Annotated in this window: 20 protein-coding genes; 6 read left to right on the top strand and 14 right to left on the bottom strand. The window is 68.0% G+C overall.

The window, feature by feature from the left end; all coding sequences use genetic code 11:
* Positions 1-23 precede the first annotated feature (23 nt).
* Entirely contained in the window at positions 24-311 is a 288-nt protein-coding gene (gene rpsF / locus AC6CID_RS08275; protein ID WP_006550802.1) for a 30S ribosomal protein S6, read from the bottom strand.
* Between the two features lie 154 nt (positions 312-465).
* Between rpsF and AC6CID_RS08280 the strand changes: the two genes are divergently transcribed.
* From AC6CID_RS08280 to AC6CID_RS08290, 3 genes are read left to right on the top strand one after another with little or no spacing between them, the layout of a single operon-like run.
* The gene (locus AC6CID_RS08280; protein ID WP_064060729.1) at positions 466-1,809 is read left to right on the top strand and encodes a glycosyltransferase 87 family protein; all 1,344 of its coding nucleotides are present in this window, start codon (positions 466-468) and stop codon (positions 1,807-1,809) included.
* Positions 1,806-2,393 carry a GNAT family N-acetyltransferase gene (locus AC6CID_RS08285; protein WP_019290550.1) on the top strand — a complete coding sequence of 196 codons (588 nt, stop codon included), beginning with the start codon at positions 1,806-1,808 and terminating at the stop codon, positions 2,391-2,393. The genes AC6CID_RS08280 and AC6CID_RS08285 overlap by 4 nt, the downstream gene beginning before the upstream one ends.
* A 26-nt stretch (positions 2,394-2,419) precedes the next feature.
* Positions 2,420-2,800: a DUF2752 domain-containing protein gene (locus AC6CID_RS08290; RefSeq protein ID WP_006550806.1), complete on the top strand. Its 381-nt coding sequence runs from the start codon at positions 2,420-2,422 to the stop codon at positions 2,798-2,800.
* 3 nt (positions 2,801-2,803) lie between these two features.
* Here the strand turns inward: AC6CID_RS08290 and AC6CID_RS08295 are convergent, their stop codons facing one another.
* The 9 genes from AC6CID_RS08295 to AC6CID_RS08335 all read right to left on the bottom strand — a co-directional run bounded on the left by AC6CID_RS08295 (position 2,804) and on the right by AC6CID_RS08335 (position 10,691).
* The gene (locus tag AC6CID_RS08295; protein WP_138845160.1) at positions 2,804-3,340 is read right to left on the bottom strand and encodes a hypothetical protein; all 537 of its coding nucleotides are present in this window, start codon (positions 3,338-3,340) and stop codon (positions 2,804-2,806) included.
* 121 nt (positions 3,341-3,461) lie between these two features.
* On the bottom strand, positions 3,462-3,827 hold the full coding sequence (locus tag AC6CID_RS08300; RefSeq protein ID WP_498353847.1) for a WD40 repeat domain-containing protein: 366 nt from the start codon (positions 3,825-3,827) through the stop codon (positions 3,462-3,464).
* A 30-nt stretch (positions 3,828-3,857) separates the two neighbouring features.
* Positions 3,858-4,010, bottom strand: a complete 153-nt coding sequence (locus AC6CID_RS08305; RefSeq protein WP_155738846.1) for a hypothetical protein — start codon at positions 4,008-4,010, stop codon at positions 3,858-3,860.
* A 167-nt stretch (positions 4,011-4,177) separates the two neighbouring features.
* Positions 4,178-4,417, bottom strand: a complete 240-nt coding sequence (locus tag AC6CID_RS08310) for a helix-turn-helix domain-containing protein (RefSeq protein ID WP_230811529.1) — start codon at positions 4,415-4,417, stop codon at positions 4,178-4,180.
* Positions 4,418-4,771: 354 nt separating this feature from the next.
* The gene (locus AC6CID_RS08315; protein WP_064060735.1) at positions 4,772-5,254 is read right to left on the bottom strand and encodes a hypothetical protein; all 483 of its coding nucleotides are present in this window, start codon (positions 5,252-5,254) and stop codon (positions 4,772-4,774) included.
* A 27-nt stretch (positions 5,255-5,281) separates the two neighbouring features.
* Positions 5,282-6,874 carry a glycosyltransferase family 87 protein gene (locus AC6CID_RS08320; protein ID WP_498353818.1) on the bottom strand — a complete coding sequence of 531 codons (1,593 nt, stop codon included), beginning with the start codon at positions 6,872-6,874 and terminating at the stop codon, positions 5,282-5,284.
* Between the two features lie 9 nt (positions 6,875-6,883).
* Complete coding sequence (locus AC6CID_RS08325; RefSeq protein ID WP_064060760.1) at positions 6,884-9,553, bottom strand: transglycosylase domain-containing protein; 2,670 nt, start codon at positions 9,551-9,553, stop codon at positions 6,884-6,886.
* A gap of 523 nt (positions 9,554-10,076) precedes the next feature.
* On the bottom strand, positions 10,077-10,253 hold the full coding sequence (locus tag AC6CID_RS08330; protein WP_153811623.1) for a hypothetical protein: 177 nt from the start codon (positions 10,251-10,253) through the stop codon (positions 10,077-10,079).
* Between the two features lie 15 nt (positions 10,254-10,268).
* Entirely contained in the window at positions 10,269-10,691 is a 423-nt protein-coding gene (locus AC6CID_RS08335) for a DUF5318 domain-containing protein (protein WP_172414849.1), read from the bottom strand.
* 232 nt (positions 10,692-10,923) lie between these two features.
* Between AC6CID_RS08335 and AC6CID_RS08340 the strand changes: the two genes are divergently transcribed.
* Positions 10,924-11,481 carry a PadR family transcriptional regulator gene (locus AC6CID_RS08340; RefSeq protein ID WP_006550821.1) on the top strand — a complete coding sequence of 186 codons (558 nt, stop codon included), beginning with the start codon at positions 10,924-10,926 and terminating at the stop codon, positions 11,479-11,481.
* Entirely contained in the window at positions 11,474-12,574 is a 1,101-nt protein-coding gene (locus AC6CID_RS08345) for an inositol-3-phosphate synthase (RefSeq protein ID WP_006550822.1), read from the top strand. The genes AC6CID_RS08340 and AC6CID_RS08345 overlap by 8 nt, the downstream gene beginning before the upstream one ends.
* Positions 12,575-12,662: 88 nt before the next feature.
* Here AC6CID_RS08345 and AC6CID_RS08350 read toward each other — a convergent pair whose 3' ends face one another.
* From AC6CID_RS08350 to AC6CID_RS08360, 3 genes are read right to left on the bottom strand one after another with little or no spacing between them, the layout of a single operon-like run.
* Positions 12,663-13,421: an SDR family oxidoreductase gene (locus AC6CID_RS08350; protein WP_006550823.1), complete on the bottom strand. Its 759-nt coding sequence runs from the start codon at positions 13,419-13,421 to the stop codon at positions 12,663-12,665.
* Positions 13,418-14,491: a phosphotransferase family protein gene (locus AC6CID_RS08355; RefSeq protein WP_498353819.1), complete on the bottom strand. Its 1,074-nt coding sequence runs from the start codon at positions 14,489-14,491 to the stop codon at positions 13,418-13,420. The genes AC6CID_RS08350 and AC6CID_RS08355 overlap by 4 nt, the downstream gene beginning before the upstream one ends.
* Positions 14,492-14,507: 16 nt before the next feature.
* Entirely contained in the window at positions 14,508-15,740 is a 1,233-nt protein-coding gene (locus AC6CID_RS08360; RefSeq protein WP_006550825.1) for an acyl-CoA dehydrogenase family protein, read from the bottom strand.
* 81 nt (positions 15,741-15,821) lie between these two features.
* Between AC6CID_RS08360 and AC6CID_RS08365 the strand changes: the two genes are divergently transcribed.
* A complete protein-coding gene (locus AC6CID_RS08365) occupies positions 15,822-16,409 on the top strand; it encodes a TetR/AcrR family transcriptional regulator (RefSeq protein WP_024102478.1) in 588 nt (195 codons plus the stop codon).
* A gap of 91 nt (positions 16,410-16,500) precedes the next feature.
* On the opposite strand, the gene AC6CID_RS08370 is transcribed toward AC6CID_RS08365, so the two are convergent.
* Positions 16,501-18,630: a transglycosylase domain-containing protein gene (locus tag AC6CID_RS08370; RefSeq protein ID WP_217579377.1), complete on the bottom strand. Its 2,130-nt coding sequence runs from the start codon at positions 18,628-18,630 to the stop codon at positions 16,501-16,503.
* Positions 18,631-18,730: the final 100 nt, after the last annotated feature.

The following is an 18,730-nucleotide window of genomic DNA, read 5'->3' on the forward strand; positions in this document are numbered from 1 at the left end:
CCTACGGCCCGGCGCCGACAGGCTCACTTGCCGTGGCGCAGAACCTTGGTGCGGAGCACCGACTCGTTCAGGCCGAGCTGGCGATCCAGCTCTGCAACGGCAGCAGGCGTCGCGCTGATGTCGATCACCGCGTAGATGCCTTCGCTGTTCTTGGCGATCTCGTAGGCGAGACGGCGCTTACCCCACACGTCGACCTTGTCGACCTTGCCGCCTTCCTGGCGAATGACGTTGAGGAACGTCTCCAGCGAGGGAGCGACAGTGCGCTCGTCCAGGCTGGGGTCCAGGATGATCATCAATTCGTAATGACGCATAAGACCTCATCACCTCCTATGGACTGTGAACGGTCACGGACGTTCCGTGACAGGAGGGTCGTTGCGTCAGCAACCCATGAAGGGTACACGACGGCCCGGCGACCAGCGAAATCGCCGACCGTCGCGGGCAGGGGATTTGTCCTAGGGTGAGAACATGCGCACGAGCTCCGGGACCGTCTCGCTCGTCGCCGTCCTGACGTGCGCGGTGATGATGTGGTTCGGCTACCTGAACAAGGCCCGGTGCGCCGGCCCCACCTTCGACGCCGAGGGCCGCACGCTGCGGTTCGAGGACATCAAGGACGCCGACGTCTGCTATTCCGACATCCAGCAGTTGTGGATCGGCCGCGGCATCAACCTCCACGTCTTCCCCTTCGTCGACGGGGGCATCACCTCGTCGGGAGCGCTGACCGGGGGCACCGTCGAGTACCCCGTGCTCAGCGGGGTGCTCATGTGGATCGGGGCCATCGGTGCCCACACCGATGCGGAGTTCCTCCTGCAGTCGGCGTTGTTGCTCGCCCCCTTCGGGCTGGTCACCGCGTGGTTGCTCGCCCGGATGGCCGGATGGGCCGCGCTGTTGTGGTCGCTCACGCCGCCGCTCGTGCTCTACGCCTTCCTCAACTGGGACCTGCCGGTCGTGGCGGTCACCGTCACCGCCGTCGCGGTGCTGACGATCGAACGCTGGCCGCTGCGGACTCGCGGAGTGGTCGCGGCAGTGCTGCTGGGCGTGGGCTTCTGCCTCAAGCTCTATCCGGGCATCTTCGTTCTGCCGCTCATGGCCTATGTTCTCACCGGCGGAAGCTCACCCGATCGGAAGCGGGACGTCCCCGGCGCCCTCGCCGTCGCGGGCACGGCGGCAGCGACGGTCGCCGCGATCAACCTGCCCTTCGCGATCCTCGGCTACGAGGGCTGGCGGGCGTCGTTCGCCTTCCAGCAGAACCGGGAAGCGGACGGGACCAGCAACTCCATCTGGTACTGGGGTCTGCGGCCGCTGATGGGCGGCTACCAGGAATACGAGAACACCCCCCAGTACAACGAGCTGGTGGCCCAGTTGTCGCCGACGCTGATCGCGCTGTCGTTCGCGCTCGCCCTGTGGCTCGGATGGCGCCGATACCTCCGCGACGGCGTCTATCCGTGGCTCGGTACCGGGGCCGCGATGCTGTGCGGGTTCATGCTCTTCCACAAGGTGCACTCACCGCAGTACACGTTGTGGCTGCTGCCGATGTTGATTCTGCTGCGCGTGCCATGGGGTCTCGTCGCCGCCTATCTGCTCGCCGATCTCGCCATCGGCATCGGCATCTTCCGGTGGTTCGCCGCGACCGCCGGCGAAACGGACATGGCCCTGCCGCTCACGCTCGTCCACATCGGAGTGTGGGGACGCGCGGTCCTGCTGGTCGTGCTGTTCTTCGTCTTCCTGCGCGTCCCGCCCAGAACTCCGTGGCAGCAGACGGAACGGACGGGCTACGCTCGCCGTCCGACGACGACCGGGAGAGCGCAATGAACGACAACTGGATGGAACATCCCGTCCTCGAGGGCCCTCGTATCCGACTCGAGCCCCTCGCCGACGCGCACGTCGAAGGTCTGTTGAAGGCCGCCGACGATCCCGACACGATCTTCGCCTGGGCACACCTTGTGATCCGCGACCTCGACGACGCGCGCACGTTCGTGCGCGAGGCCGTGGCCGATCCGTCCCGGCTGCCCTACGCAATCGTCGACAGGGCGACCGGCGAGGTGCTGGGGTCGACGTCCTACTACCTCCTCGAACCGGCCCACCGCACACTGGTGATCGGCTACACCTGGCTGTCGACCCGAGTGCAGCGGACCCACGTGAACAGCGAGTCGAAACTGCTTCTGCTGCAGCGCGCCTTCGACGACCTCGGGGCCGTGCGCGTGACCTGGCACGCCGACGAACGCAACACCCGTTCGCGCGACGCCCTGCGCCGGCTCGGCGCCACCGAGGAGGGCCTGCTCCGCAAGCACCGCAGGCGCCGCGACGGCAGCTGGCGGACCACCGCGCTGTTCTCCCTCACCGACGACGAGTGGCCCGGGGTACGCGCCCGGCTCGAGGAGCGCACGGTGCGATGAGGACGAGGCGCGCGCTCGCAGCCCCCATGGCGATCGCCGTGGGTGCGGTCGCGGTGTGCGCCGCGGTGGCGTGGGCCGACCCGACCACGCCGGGCGGGGTCATTCCGCCGTGCCCCACCTACTCACTGTTCGGAATCCTGTGTCCCGGCTGCGGTTCGTCGCGGATGTTGTATTCGCTCGTCCATCTCGACGTGCCGGCAGCATTGCACTACAACGCCCTCGGTCTCGTCGCGCTGGCCGTGCTCACCGTGTCCTTCGGTCTGTGGACGTGGAGCAGGGCGCGGGGCACACCGATGCCGCGGTGGACGCGATACCGGTGGCCCCCGCACCTCGTGCTGATCCTGACGGCGATGTGGTTCGTCGTGCGCAACATCCCGGTCGCGCCGTTCACCGCCCTACGGATCTGACCGTCAGAGGATCGGGCAGTTGACCAGGTAGTCCCAGTCCGTCCCGGGATCCCCGGTCACTCGGACGAGAATCGAGGATGCGCTACCTGCCGGCACATTCACCACTGCCGATCCGGTGCCTTCGTTGATGCTGTCACCGATACGGCCGGTGTCGTAGATCTGGGAACCCCCGTAGAACACCTGGATCCGGTCAGGAACGTCGTAGGTCTCCCATTCGAGCAGGAACGACGTGGGACCACTGCGACCCAACTCGTGGTAGGTGCCGGTGACACCTTCCCCTCCCGACTGCCGCGACTGGTTGCACTGCTGGGTCGTCGGCAGCGATGATCCGTTGCCCAGGATCGCACTGCCCAGATCGATCGCCCGTCCACCCAGATCCACCACGCTGCCGGGCAGTTCGGACACGCTGCCGGGCAGATCGTTGCTGCCGGCGCTGCCGGTGGGAGCGGCCGAAGCGGCAACGGGCGCACCGAATGCGACCGCCGCCACCGTGACCGCCGTCAGAACTGCGCGCAGACCCGACCTGCGAATACGAGACATGCTTCCTCCGATGATCGATGCGTTGAATCCCCCACCAGGACGTTCCCACACCGCGAGGCCTGTGCGTATCCTGCAATCGGATGAATCTGTCTCGGTCGGAACATCTTCCGGCCATTCCGATTCACGCCGTGTCGCCGCACGGCGGCCGGAAGGGAACACCCGGCAGGTGCCGTTCCCATTCGTCCTCGGTCACCGGAGTGCCGACGGTGGAACACAGTGTCGCCACGACGGGCTCGGGGTCGAGTTGCCACAGTCGCACGGAACGGTCGGGACCACCTCCGACGAGCACCGCTCCGTCGTGCGCGAAGGTGGCGTCGTAGACCCGGCTTCCGTAGGCGGTGAGCACCGCGTGGGTGGTGTGGGAGTCCGGTCGGGTGACGTCCCAGATCCACGCCGCCCCGTCGCCGACGCCGGCCGTGAGACGATCCCCGCCGGGGGAGAAGTGCAGCGAGTACACCGCGTCCGCCCGCCCGGTGATCCGCGCCAGTTCGCGTGGGACGGCAGGGTCCGCGACATCTCACAGGTGCACGGACCCGACGGATGTTCCTGCTGCAGCGAGCGATCCGGTCTTCGACAGTGCCGCGGCACCGCTGAACCGATCCTCGACGGGTGGGCTCAGGGACGGCAGTTCCACCGCCGCACCGGGATCGACGATGTCCCACAGCGGCAAAGCATTCGACCGTCCTCCACGACGCGCGGGGAGCGAGATCGGATTCGAGTTCGGCCGCCGACATGGGACCGACGAGGACGGGCCCGGACTCCAGGATCGGTACGAATTGCGGTTCCCGTGCGGCGTGCCCGCAAAGTCGGCCCGGAGTCCGAGGACGACGACGAGGATCACCCCCCTCGGCCACTGCCCGGCGACCGCACGGTACGGAAGGCCGGCTCGCTGGCGCGGGTCGGTAGGTGCTGTCCGGAGAACCATCCGGCGACCGTACCGTGTAATGCGCCGGACGCGTCGACGACATCGCGGATCGACAGTCCTGCTCGGGTTCGCAGGGCGGTCAGGGCCCGGCCGAACTCGGTCCGGGAGGTGATGGAGGTCGGATCGGCCGCCTCCACGGTTGTTTCCGTCATCTACGGTTCCCTCGGGAAGAATCTGCGTTTCCGCAGTTCAGCGATGTATGACTGCACGGATTTCGTACGGGATCACGCGCGGGCGTAGGTCTTGGCGCCGACGGCGACGAGGATTCGGGATGGCGCATTCGCACCGGTTCTCCAGACTCTTCGTCAGCCGAGAGGCGGTTCGCCGTGAGCGCTCAGCACCGTTCGTCCTCGTTCCACGAAATGCGTGTCGGCGGCCTCGTGCGTCCTCTGCTCAGCGCCCGTGAGAGGAAGTTCTGCTCACCTGGCTGACAGCGGACTCGAAGACCGAAGCGGCGAGGCGGCTGTTCATCTCGCACCCGTGGATGTGGACTCTGTCCGCCCGGTTCAGGCCGCGCGCAGGGAACTCAGCGCCGCGTGCTGCTCGACACCGACCCGTCCCGGCGCCACGGCGAGCGCCACCGCGGTCTGCCACGAGTCGAGACCCACGATGGTGCGCAGGATGAGGATCTCCTGCTGGAGTCGGGTCAGAGGGAAGGCCCGCGGGCTCGCGAACTCGGCATCGGCCGCGTCGGCGACCAGCGTGTAGGCCAACCGCAGGAAAGGCCGGTCGGCTCCGGACGGCGCGGTGAGCCCGGCGAGAATCGCACGGCAGGCGGCCAGGGCGAGACGATCGGCGTCGGCGAAGGTACCTCCGGCAGCTTTCGCACGGGCCCGGAAGTAGGCGATCACGAGCGGATGCAGGTCGCGCAGAAGTCGTGGGATCGCGGTGGCGTCGCCGCTCGCGACCGTCCACGCCAACTCACACGTCGTGAACTGTGAGGCGGTGACATCCGTCCCCGCTCCGAATCCCCGTCCGCCGCTCACCATTGTCCCCCCTCGTGCTCGCTCCCGAGCCTAGGGGACCGACGAAGTCTCCGACATCCCTCGTTCGGATGATTCTTCTCTTGTGACCCGATGGTGAGCAGGTCGCAACCTGGCGGGCAGCCATCGTGGCGGACGGTCGGGAGCCTGGTCGAGCACACCACCGACGGGATCGTCGACGAAGCCGTACCGCACGGGATCCCGCACCGGACGCCGGATCTGCCACAGCACAACCGCGCACAGAGCCACGACGGCGACGTCGCGCAGGAAGACCGTGGCGGTGAACCACTGCTCCGGCAGCCCCTTCCGATCGGGACCGAGATAGTAGTACATGCGCGGAACCCACACCAGCGCATCGATCGTCATCCAGGCGACCAGTGCGCGCCGGTGGGGTACGGCCAGCACGGCGAGCGGCACGAGCCACAGCGAATACTGCGGACTCCACACCTTGTTCGTGAGCAGGAAGGCCGCGACGAGAAGGAAACACAGCTGCGCGAGGCGGGGACGGCGCGGCGCGGTGAGCCCGATCCACCCGATCGCGGCGCAGGCCGTGGCGAACAACACGAGCGAGACCCCATTGAAGGTCGAGGCCGACCAGGCCGGCCAGCCCACGAACGAGTGCAGCACGTTGTAGATCGAATCCGGATCCGCTCCGCGATCGGAGTTGAGTCGGAAGAACTCCGCCCACCCGCTCGGGTACAGCACCATGATCGGCAGGTTCACCACTAGCCACGCCGCGGCGGCCGCTCCCGCGGTGCGGGCAAACGACCGCAGGTGGCCGGTCCGCAGGCACAGCACCAGCAGCGGACCGAGCAACAGCAAGGGATACAACTTCGTCGCCGCACCGAGGCCGAGCAGGACGCCGGCGAGAACCGGTCGACGGCGGGCCCACGCCAGCAGACCACCCGCGGCGAAGGCCGTGGCCAGGGCATCGAAGTTCGTGAAGGCGTGCACCACGACCAGTGGTGACGCCGCGACGAGCGCGGCGTCCCAGATCCTGCGGCCCGCCGACATCGCGGTGGCCCACACCGTGACGAGCCAGGCGAGCGCGAGACCGACCGCGACGACGGCGAAGTAGATCGCGACCTGCAGTGCATCGGGGAGCCACGGTGTGGCGTCCCACGCCTTCGCGATGCGCATCGAGCCGTACTGGTAGAGCCCCGCGAGCACCGGATACTCCATGTACCGGGTCTGCATCTGCCCGTCCGGGCCGGGTTCCTCCCACGACGTCCGGTACGGGAAGGCGCCCTCGGCGAGCCGTTCGGCACCGTAGAGCGGAACGATGTCGGAATAACACATCGCCACGTACTGCCGGTTGCCGCTCCAGTCCAGGCCGAGCGCGCCGTCGGGACCGACGGGTCCCTGCTGGACGCAGGCCGCCTTCGTGAACCAGCCGAAGGCGAGGAAGACGACCGCGAGCAGCAACATCGCCCGCAGGGGAGTGAAGAAGCGGGTGCGCCCGAGCATGGCGTGCCGGCCCACCGGACCGCCGATGACGGCGGTCAGACGCGACACCGTCGGGTCGGTACGCCCGGGGGTGTCGCGCCAGTCCAGGGAACGACGATCCTCGGCCGGTGGTGCAGCGGACACCACCGGCCGGGCGTCGGATCCCCGGTCGTCGCTCACGCGGCGAGGCTACCCGGCCGGAGCGTATTCGAACGCGCCCTGGGGGCTACCGCCCTGCGCGCCCTGGAATCCGCCTCCCTGCGCGCCCGGGATCGCGGGGCTCTCGAGTCCCGGGATGCGGTTCTGCGGAGGCGATCCACCCTCGTCGGAGTCGTCGCCGGTACCACCGCCGGTTCCGCCGCCGGTATCCTCGCTCTCCTCCTCCTGACCGCCGTTACCGGGACGGGAGGGCGCGTTCTGGGTGGTCGTCTGTGGGGCGACACCCGGAACGGGGATGGTGACGCCGGGGAAGATCTCCACGTTCTGCGTGGTGATCTCCGGAACCTCGGGAAGACTCGGCACGACACGCGAGGTGGTGGTCTGCTCACGGGTGGCCGGAGCTGTCGTCGACGCGGTCCACGCCGGCACGCCGGAGACACCGGCGATCGGTTCCGGCTTCGGGAACGACTCGACCTCGGTGCCTTCGAGAGCGCCGTCCATCGTGTCCTTCCAGATGTCCGACGGGATACCCGAGCCGTAGATCATGCCGCCCCAGCTGTTCTCGAGGGGCAGGCCCTCCTCGGTGCCGACCCACACCGCGGTCGACAGCGACGGGGTGTAACCGACCATCCACGCGTCCTTGTTGGAGCCGGTGTCGCCGAGCTGAGCGGTACCGGTCTTCGACGCGGACGGACGGCCGCCGGCCAGGGCGTGGCCGTTCGAGTACGCGGCGATCGGGGTCATCGCGGAAGTGGTGTTGTCGGCCACCGCCGCGTCGACGACCTGCTCACCGGCAGGGGTGCCACGGTCGAGGAGCACCTCGCCGTCGGACGTCACGACCTTCTGCACGAAGTACGGCTCGTGATGACGGCCGGACGCCGCGAGCGTGGCGTACGCCGAGGCCATGTCGAGCACGCGCGACTGGTACTGGCCCAGCACGATGCCGTAGTTGGGGCCGACGCCCTCCGGCTCGGTGAGCGTCTCACCGATGCCCGGCAGTTCCTTCGCGACACCCAGCTTGTGCGCCATGTCGGCGATGGCCTGCGGGCCGTTGTCCATCTCGAGCATCATCCGGTAGAAGCTCGTGTTCAGCGACCGCTTGAGCGCTTCGGCGATGGTGCACTGCCCGCACGACTCGCCCTCGACGTTGCCGATCTTGATGCCGTTGACCGTCAGCGGACCGCTGTCGTAGGTCTGCGACAACGGCACGCCCTGGTCGAGGTTGGCGGCCAGGCCGAACACCTTGAACGACGACCCCGTCTGCAGACCGGACTGGGCGAAGTCGTAACCGACACCGCTCTCCCCGCCGTAGTAGGCGCGGATCGCCCCGGACCGGGGATCGACCGACACCACCGCGGTACGCAACTCCTCGGGTTCGCCCTCGAGATTGCTCTGCGCCGCCTCGACCGCCGACTGCTGGGCCTGGGGGTCGATCGTCGTGGTGATCTGGAGACCGGCCGTATTGAGGAGGTTCTCGTCGATGCCCTCGCGGGACAACTCGGCGAGCACCTGGTTCTTGATCAGACCTTCGGGGCCGGACGACTGGTCGCCGTTGTCGAGCTCAGCGATCGGCACGTAGGCCGGGTACTTCATACCCGACCGTTCGGCGGCATCGAGCGTGCCGGCGGCGACCATGCCGTCGAGCACGTAGTTCCAGCGCGCCTCCGCACCCTCGGGGTTCTGCTCGGGATCGAGCAGCGACGGCAACTGGATCGACGACGCGAGCACGGCGCCCTCCTCGACGGTGAGCTCACCGACGGGCTTGCCGAAGTACGCGTTCGACGCCGCTGCGATGCCGTAGGCACCGCGACCGAAGTAGATGGTGTTGAGGTAGGCCGCGAGGATGTCGTCCTTGGCCCACTGGTTCGCCATCTTCGTCGACAGCACCAGCTCCTTGAGCTTTCGCGTCAACGTCCGCTCGGAACCGACGACGGCGACCTTCACGTACTGCTGGGTGATGGTCGAACCACCACCGGCGCTGTCGCGGCCGAGCACGTTGTCGCGGGCGGCACGCGCGAAGCCGGTGACCGAGAAGCCGGGATTGCTGTAGAAATCGCGGTCCTCGGCGGCGAGCACGGCGTTGCGGACGTGCACGGGGATCGCGTCGAGTTCGACCTCGGTGCGGTTGCCCTCCGGTGGGATCACCTTCGTGATGACACCCTGACCGTCGGAGTTGAAGATGGTCGCGGCCTGGTTCGTCTGCAGCTCACCGGGGCGCGGCACGTCCTGGACGATGTACGCCAGCATGAACATGAGGATCGGGACGAGGATGCCGGCGGCGACCACGCCGTAACCGATCCGGCGGATCGTGCGCCAGCGGTTGCTCTTGCCGTCGCCCTTTCCACCCCCGGCGCCCCCACCCGAACCGCCGCCGGGCGGAACCGTGGGAGGTCCGCCTGCGGGCGGGCCACCGGCAACGCGCGTCGTGGGTGCATCGTCCGCAGCACTCGCACTCTTTGCAGCACTCGCACCGACTGCAGCGCTCGCCGCGGAGACCCGCTGCGTCGGGGCATCCGCTCCGGGACGCTGTACACCTGCCGCGTCCGCTCCGGGACGCTGCGCACCTGCCGCGTCCGCTCCGGGACGCTGCGCACCTGCCGCGTCCGCTCCGGGACGCATGGCGACGGTCGGATCGGCCTGCGGCGTGCGCTGGACGGGAGGCACCGCGCCGGGCGGCAACGTGCCGGGACGCGGCGGCATCGACTGGTTGGGGTTACGCGGCTGGTTGGCGCCCGGGGCGGGCACCGGTCCGCGCGGTGGGTACGGCTGTCCCGGTCGGCCCTGCTGGGGGCCCGGTCCCTGCCCCTGACCGGGAGCCGGAGGACGCTGTCCCTGGCCGGGGGACAGAGGGCGCTGTCCCTGGCCGGGGGCTTGAGGACGCTGCCCCGGACCGGGAGCCTGGGGCGGGTACGGCGGCCGGCCGCCGGGGCGCGGCGGTTGCTGACCTGCGGGACCACCGGGCTGTCCGCCCGGTCGGCCCGGCTGGCCCTGTGCTCCCGGCTGACCCTGCGGGCGCGGTTGCGGCGGCAACGGACGACCCTGCACCGGGCCCTGGGCAGGGCGCTGCTGTCCCGGAGCGGGCTGTCCCGGACCCGGCTGTCCCTGACCGGCACCGGCAGGAGGACCGGGACGTTGCTGCCCGGGTTGCGGTCCGGCGGAACCGCTGCGCTGGGGCGGGACGGCCTTGTTGTCCTCGGGTTCGTTGTCGGGGGAACTCACGTACTCATCTCCAACTGTTCTCGCGACGCATCACGCCGCGGCCTCGACACTGCTCCACGAAGAGCCGATCGGCGATGCCGACGGACGGCAGTCGATCGACGATGTGCGCAGCGGACGACGCGACGATCAGGTCGTGCGGGTCGGACCCAGGAGCGAACTCCACGAGAAAGCGTACGGGCACGTTGCCGGTACCCCTTCACTCGCTGGCGGTACGACGGCTCGATCCCGTCGACCGGCGACGCGGGCTCTTGGGTGCTGGTTGCGATCCCAGGACGTACGACTGCACCAGGTGATTCCAGCTGCAGGTGCGGCACACCTCGACCACGTGAACCGAGAATTCCTCCTGGCTGGCGGCCAGACGCACCAACTCTTCGGGGGTGCGCGCCGACCCGGACACCGGACCGAGTTTGTCGCCGAAGACCCACGAGACAAGAGTCAACTGCTCCTTACGGCAGATGGGGCACATCACATCGCTGCCCCGGCCGTGAAATTTCGCCGCCCGCAGCAGATAGGGGCTCGCGTCGCAGACCTCGCTGACTCCGCGTCGCCCCGAGTAGACCTCTGCGAGCAGCGAGCGCCGCTGCAACGCGTAGTCCACCACCTGCCGCTGAATTCGCACGGCTTCCAGAGTACGTGCGGGCGATGCGGCAAGGGGCGGGGAGTGGCCCACCGGACATCGAAGACGGGTGGTCGAGTTGGCACCGACGCATGTCCGATCGGGTCCGGAGAAGGGTGCCCGCCCGCAACCGGACGTGACACGAACCGTATGGGGCGTATCGTCGTATATATCGGCGCGATATAGTTCCGTGTCGTATCAATCGGTTGGTTCGAACGGAAACAGGAGGTGACCCGTGCTGGAACTGGCGATACTCGGGCTCCTCCTCGAATCGCCCATGCACGGCTACGAGCTGCGCAAGCGTCTGACCGGGCTCCTCGGAGCCTTCCGCGCCTTCTCCTACGGGTCGCTCTATCCGACTCTGCGGAGAATGCAGGCGGACGGCCTCATCGAAGAGGATCCGGGAATTCCCGGTCCCGTGAAACGACGTGCCCGCCGCGTCTATCAGCTCACCCCGAAGGGTCGAGAACGCTTCACCGAGCTGGTCGCCGACACGGGACCGCAGAACTACACCGATGACGGATTCGGCGTGCACCTCGCCTTCTTCGGTCGCACTCCCGCCGAAGCGCGGATGCGAATTCTCGAAGGCAGGCGCCGCCAGGTCGAGGAGCGCAGAGAAGCGCTCCGCGATGCGATCGGACGGGCCAGCGGCACACTCGATCGTTACACCCGTCAGCTCCATCAGCTCGGCCTCGAGTCCAGCGAGCGCGAAGTGCGCTGGCTCAACGAACTCATCGCCGCCGAGCAGTCGTCAGCAGCACGCAACAAAGAAGGAGAACCCGACCATGGGTGAGAACAGCACCGCGGTGCGCGTGGCCATTGTGGGCGTGGGGAACTGTGCCTCTTCCCTGGTCCAGGGCGTCGAGTACTACAAGGATGCGGACGCCGAGACCACCGTCCCCGGCCTGATGCACGTCGAATTCGGTCCCTACCACGTGCGCGACGTCCAGTTCGTCGCCGCGTTCGACGTGGATGCCAAGAAGGTCGGCTTCGACCTGTCCGAGGCGATCCTCGCGAGCGAGAACAACACCATCAAGATCGCCGATGTGCCGCCGCTCGGCGTGCCCGTGCAGCGCGGCCACACGCTCGACGGCATCGGCAAGTACTACGCCGAGACCATCGAGCTGTCCGACACCGAGCCCGTCGACGTGGTTCAGGCGCTCAAGGACGCCCAGGTCGACGTTCTCGTCTCCTACCTCCCCGTGGGTTCCGAAGAGGCCGACAAGTTCTACGCGCAGTGCGCCATCGACGCGGGCGTCGCCTTCGTCAACGCTCTCCCCGTGTTCATCGCCTCCGACCCCGAGTGGGCGCAGAAGTTCACCGACGCCGGTGTCCCGATCGTCGGCGACGACATCAAATCGCAGGTCGGCGCCACCATCACCCACCGCGTGATGGCAAAGCTGTTCGAGGACCGCGGTGTCGTGCTCGACCGCACGTACCAGCTCAACGTCGGCGGCAACATGGACTTCAAGAACATGCTCGAGCGCGAGCGTCTGGAGTCGAAGAAGGTCTCCAAGACCCAGGCCGTCACGTCGAACCTCAACGGCCCCCTCGCCGGCAAGGTCCACGACCGCGACGTGCACATCGGCCCCTCCGACTACGTGCAGTGGCTCGACGACCGCAAGTGGGCATACGTCCGCCTCGAGGGTCGCGCCTTCGGTGACGCCCCGCTGAACCTCGAGTACAAGCTCGAGGTCTGGGACTCTCCGAACTCGGCCGGCATCATCATCGACGCCATCCGCGCGGCGAAGATCGCCAAGGACCGCGGCATCGGCGGCCCGATCCTCCCGGCTTCGGCATACCTGATGAAGTCCCCGCCGGTCCAGATGGCCGACGATTCCGCTCGTGCCCAGCTCGAGGCGTTCATCATCGGAGCCGACGCGTAAGTCGTTCTCCGGCAGTATTTCCGGCGAAGGCCGCATCCCTCACGTGGGATGCGGCCTTCGCCGTTGCCGCTGTGGGTTCCGGACCCGCCTACGCCATCTTCCGGATCACCGACAGCGGCAGCACCTTCATCGCGTAGCCGAGCGGAATCCACGGCCAGCCCGGCACGTACGCCTTGGCCGGTTCCTTCTCGATCGCAGCCGCCAGTGCGCGACAACCTGTTTCGGTGTCGACGATGAACGGGACCTTCTTCACCTTCTCGTTGATCTCCGACCGGATGTATCCCGGGAAGATCGTGCTCACCGAGATGTCGGTGTCGGCGAGGTCGGCCCGCATCCCCTCACCGAGCGAGGCGACGGCGGCCTTCGACGCGGCGTAGGTCGTCAGGTTGCGCGGCATGCCCCGCACCGCGCTCATGGACGAGATGAGGACGACGTGCCCGCGCCCACGGGGCCGCATGAGCTCGAGGGCCGCTTCGCTCTGCGCCAGTGCACCGAGGAAGTTGGTGTTCGCCGTCTGGGCGTTCGCGCGGAAGTAGCCGGTACCGAGCGGTTGTCCCTTGCCGAGGCCGGCGTTGACGATCACCCGATCGAGACCACCGAGCTCCTCGTCGAACTCGCGGAAGACGGTGAACACGTCGTCGTGCTTGTTCACATCGAGAGCGCGCACGCTCACGGTGATGCCCGGGTACGCGGCGAGCAGTTCGTCCCGCAGCTCCTCGAGCCGTTCGACGCGCCGAGCGGCGAGCGCGAGATTCCTTCCTCGCGCGGCGAATTCACGCGCCATTCCGGCACCGAGGCCGGAACTCGCACCGGTGATGAGGATGTTCCGTCGCTGCGGGCGGCTCATCGGCTCTCCTTCTCGTATCGATCGATCAATGCACTGCAACGGGATTCGAGATAGCCGACCACGATCCAGAAGTCCTTGAAGGCAGGATTGGAGGTGTGGCCGTGGTGATAGCGGTAGTAGATCTGCTGGGCGATCACGGCGAGGCGGAACAGTCCGAACACCTCGTAGAATCCCCAACCGTACACCGGCAGTCCGGTTCGCTCGGAATAGTATTCGACGATCTCCTGACGAGTGAGCATGCCGGGGAGATCGGACGGCTGTCGCTTCGTCAGCAGCAGCATGTCGTCGTCGTCCGCCTGGACCCAGTAGGCGAGCGACGAGCCGAGGTCCATCAGGGGGTCGCCGATGGTGGCCAGCTCCCAGTCGAGGACCGCGACCGGATTCAGCGGATCGTTCTCGTCGAGGACGATGTTGTCGAGCCGGAAGTCGCCGTGGATCACGGTCTGCGCGACGTCCTGCGGCTGCCGAGCCGCCAACCACTCGGTGACACGGGCGAAGTCGGGGACGTTGTCGGTGCGGGCCTTGGCGTAGCGCGACGTCCAGCCCGCGACCTGCCGTGCGACGTAACCGGATCCGCGACCCAGTTCGGACAGTCCTGCGGACTCCGGATCGATGCCGTGCAGTTCGACGAGCAGATCGACGATGCGCAGGCACAGGGTGCGGGTATCCGCTTCGGAGAGGTCGAGTTGCGTGGGCGGATTCGTCCGCAGGATGGTTCCGGGAACGCGGTCCATGACGTAGAAGTCGCTGCCGAGCACGTTGTGATCGGTGCACAGGCCGATCATGGTGGGCACGTAGGGGTAGACCGGTGCGAGCATCGACTGGATGCGGTACTCGCGTGCCATGTCGTGACCGGACGACGGCTTCGCCCCGGCCGGCGGCCGGCGCAGCACGAGATCGCGATCCGGATAGCGCAGCAGGTAGGTCAGGTTGGATGCGCCGCCGGAGAACTGGCGGACCTCCGGCACTCCGGTGATGCCGGCGTGCTCGGCGAGCCAGGCCGCGACCGCGTCGACGTCGAAGGCGTCTTCCTCGCGAACGGTGCGGGCGTTGTCGGGAAGTGTGGTCATCGTCGAGATCTCCCTCTCACGCGTACTTGCCGAGTTCGAACCGGGCGACGAGCCCCTGGTGCACCTCGTCGGGTCCGTCGGCGAGACGCAGTGCTCGCGCCGCCGTCCACGCACCGGCGAGGGGGAAGTCGTCGGAAAGGCCGCCACCACCGTGGATCTGGATGGCGAAGTCGACGATCTGCTGGGTGACGCGCGGTGCGACGACCTTGATCTCCGAGACCGCCGAGCGCGCTCCGGCGAGTCCCTGCGTGTCGAGCAGCCAGGCCGCGTGCAGGACGAGCAGCCGCAGTTGGTTGATCGCGATACGGGCGTCGGCGATGCGTTCGCGGTTGCCACCGAGGTTGATGATCGGCTTGCCGAAGGCGGTGCGCTCGAGGCCGCGGCGACACGCGAGTTCGAGGGTGTGCTCGGCCAGCCCGACGAGGCGCATGCAGTGGTGGATGCGGCCGGGACCGAGCCGGCCCTGGGCGATCTCGAATCCTCTTCCGGGACCGGCGATGACGGCATCGAGCGGCAGTCGCACGTCGGTGAACGACACCTCGCCGTGGCCGCCGGGCTCGTCGAAGAAGCCCATCGTCGGGAGCATGCGTTCGACCTTCACGCCGGGGGTGTCGAAGGGCACGAGGACCATCGAATGTCGCTGGTACTTGTGGGCTTCCGGATCGGTCAGGCCCATGAAGATGAGCACCTTGCAGTCGGGATGGCCGACGCCGGTGCTCCACCACTTACGGCCGTTGAGCACGATCTCGTCGCCCTCGACCACGGCGGTCGCGGCCATGTTCGTCGCGTCCGACGACGCGACCTCGGGTTCGGTCATACAGAAGGCCGAACGGATCTCACCGTCGAGGAGCGGGCGCAGCCACTGTTCCTTCTGCGCCTCGCTGCCGTAGTGGTAGAGGACCTCCATGTTGCCGGTGTCGGGGGCGTCGCAGTTGAACACCGCGGAGGCGAACTGTGAGCGGCCCATCTCCTCGGCGAGCGGGGCGTATTCGATGTTCGACAGTCCGGCACCGAGTTCGGCGTCGGGCAGGAAGAGGTTCCACAGGCCCTCGGCGCGGGCCTTGCGCTGCAGCTCGCGGAATTCGGGGGAGACGGCCCACCTCTCGGCGGCGTCGATGTCGCGTCGTCCCTCGCCCGGGGTGCGTCGCTCGGCCCGCAGTCGCTGTTCGACGGGCGTGACCTCGGCGACGATGAACGCTCGGAGGCGTTCGAGATAGTCGCGACTGCGCTCGGACTGTGCGAAATCCATCGGGTGCCTTCCGTCGAGTTCGACCGGGAATCTGCCCGGTCGGGCGGTCGTAACTGAGCGATGCTCAGTTAGGCTATCGGTGTGAGCACCCCGCGACAAGAGGCGTCCAAAGGACGGCGTCGCCTGCCACCCGAGGAACGTCGCCGGCAACTCGTGGCGATCGGGCTGCAGGAGCTGTCGACGCGCCCGATCCACGCCCTGTCGATCGATCGCGTCGCCGAGATCGCCGGCATCTCCCGCGGCCTGCTGTTCCGCTACTTCCCCACGAAGCAGGACTTCTACGTCGCCGTCGTCGGCGCCGCATCACGCCGGTTGCTCCGCGCGGCGGATCCCGATCCGGACGAGCAGGATCCCCTCCGGGCGGTGCTGCACCCGTTCGTGTCGTTCATCGACCGCCACGGCGACAACTACCAGACGTTCTTCCACAGCGGCGTCGGCTCCGACCCTCAGATCCGCGACATCCACGACTCGATGCGCGACACCATGGTCGAGCGGGTCGTCGCGGCGCTGGGCTGCGATGACACCCCCGTCACCCGCATGCGGCTGCGGGCGTGGTGGGCGTTCGTGGAGTCGCTGGCCATCGACCGGTTCCGCGAAGGCACACCGAGCGTCGACGAGGTCGTCGACTGTTCGGCCGCGCTGCTGCCGACGGTGCTGGCCGGGCCGTAGACCCGAACCGCCTCGACGACGAAGGGGAGGTTGTGTGCGTTCCCGGACGGGAACACGCACACGACCTCCCCTCGATGGGTGGAGTGCGGATCTACAAGCCGGGGATCTGGATCGTCACGCCGGGGAACACCTCGATCTGCGAAGGCACGGGGACAGGCAGATCGACCGGGGGCGCGGGAATCGTGATCGGCGGCAGGTTCGACAGGTCGGGCAGCTGGAAGGTCGGCGCCGGGGGAGCGGTGGTGGCCTCGATGCCGGCGTCCTTCGGGACACCCGCCTGACCACCGATCGACGCCGGCCACGGGAAGCTCTCGACTGGCGTGCCTTCGAGGGCGCCGTCCATCGTTCTCTTCCAGATGTCCGACGGCAGTCCGGAACCGTAGATCGACCCGCCCCAGCTGTTGGTGATCGCCCCGGCGTCGGGGGTGCCCATCCACACGGCCGTCGACAGCGACGGCGTGTACCCGACCATCCAGGCGTCCTTGTTCAACCCGGTGTCGCCGAGCTGCGTGGTGCCGGTCTTCGACGCCGACGGCCGGCCACCGGCGAGCGCGTGCCCGCGCGAGTATGCGGCGATCGGCATCATGGCCTGGGTTGCGTTGTCGGCGACCGCGGCGTCGAAGCGCTGCTCGCCGGGTGACGGCGGACGATCGAGGAGCACGACACCGTCGGCCGTGACGACCTTCTGCACGAAGTACGGCTCGTGGAAGACACCGGACGCGGCGATCGTCGCGTAGGCGGAAGCCATGTCGATGACCCGTGCCTGGTACTGGCCGAGGACGATGCCGCCCTCCGGCGGACCGCCGTTCTCGCTCAGCGTCTGCCCCTCGACCCCGGGGATCGTCAGCGGGATCCCCGCCGCATGCGCGGCGTCGGCGATCTTCTGCGGGCCGTTCGACATGGACATCATGAGCCGGTAGAAGCTCGTGTTCAGCGACCGCTTGAGCGCCTCGGCGATCGTGCAACGTCCGCACGACTCACCCTCGACGTTGCCGATGCGGATATTGCCCACCGTGAGCGGGGAGCTGTCGAAACGCGCGTTGAGGCCGATCCCGTCGTCGAGGGCGGCGAGCAGGCCGAACACCTTGAACGCCGAACCCGTCTGGACGGGGGCCTGTGCGAAGTCGAAACCGGCACCGTCCTCACCGCCGTAGTAGGCGCGCACGGCACCGGAGCGGGGATCGATCGAGACCACGGCGGTGCGCAGTTCCCCGGGTTCGCCGGACAGCGTGGACCGAGCGGCGTCGATCGCCGCCTGCTGGGTCTTCAGGTCGATGGTGGTAGTGATGCGCAGACCTTCGGTGTTGAGGGCCTGTTCGCTGATCCCCGCCGCGGACAGCTCACGCAGCACCTGGGTACGGATGTGACCTTCCGGTCCGGTCGCCTCGGTGGCCAGCACGAGGGTGTCCGACGGCACCGTCGGGGGGAACACCTGGTCCGGCCGCTCGGCCGGGTCGAGGACCTTCATCTCGACCATGCCGTCGAGCACGTAGTTCCAGCGCTCCTCGATGGCAGGCAGGTTGTACTCGGGGTCGAGCGACGACGGTGTCTGGATCACCCCGGCCAGGACGGCGCCCTCGGAGACCGACAGTTCCTCGACGGGCTTGCCGAAGTACGCCTGGGACGCCGCGCCGATGCCGTAGGCGCCGCGACCGAAGTAGATGGTGTTGAGGTACGCCTCGAGGATCTCGTCCTTCGACCACTGCCGCGCCATCTTGGTGGAGATGACGAGTTCGCGCATCTTGCGTTCGAGCGTGCGATCGGAGCCGACGAGCACGTTCTTGACGTACTGCTGCGTGATCGTGGAACCGCCGCCGGCGGTGTCCTTGCCCATGACGTTGTCGCGGGCTGCGCGTGCGAAACCGGTGATCGAGAAGCCCGGGTTGCTGTAGAAGTTGCGGTCCTCCGCCGACAGCACGGCGTTGCGGACGTGCTCGGGGATCTGCGCGATCCCGACCTCGACACGGTTGCCCTCCGGCGGGACCACCCGGGTGATCTCGGTGGCGTCGTCGGATGCGTAGACCCGCGCGAGCTGGTTCGTCTTCATGTCCGCCGGGGTCGGCACCTCCGCCGAGTAGTAGGCGGTGGCGAAGATCCCGAGCGGGACGAGCACGGCGAGAACGAACGCGACGAGTACGGCGTAGCGAACGATGCGTCCCCTGCGCTTCTTCGCTGCGGCCGCGGCGGCGCGCGAGGATGTCGACCTTGTCGGGCTCGTCACTCGTTCCACTTTCTCGGTACCGAAAATCCGGACGGGAGGGTCTCCCGCCCACCGTATGGTACGGAAACGACCACGAGACGCCTCCGGAACACCGGTACGG

The sequence above is a fragment of the Rhodococcus sp. GQ147 genome, assembly GCF_059759155.1.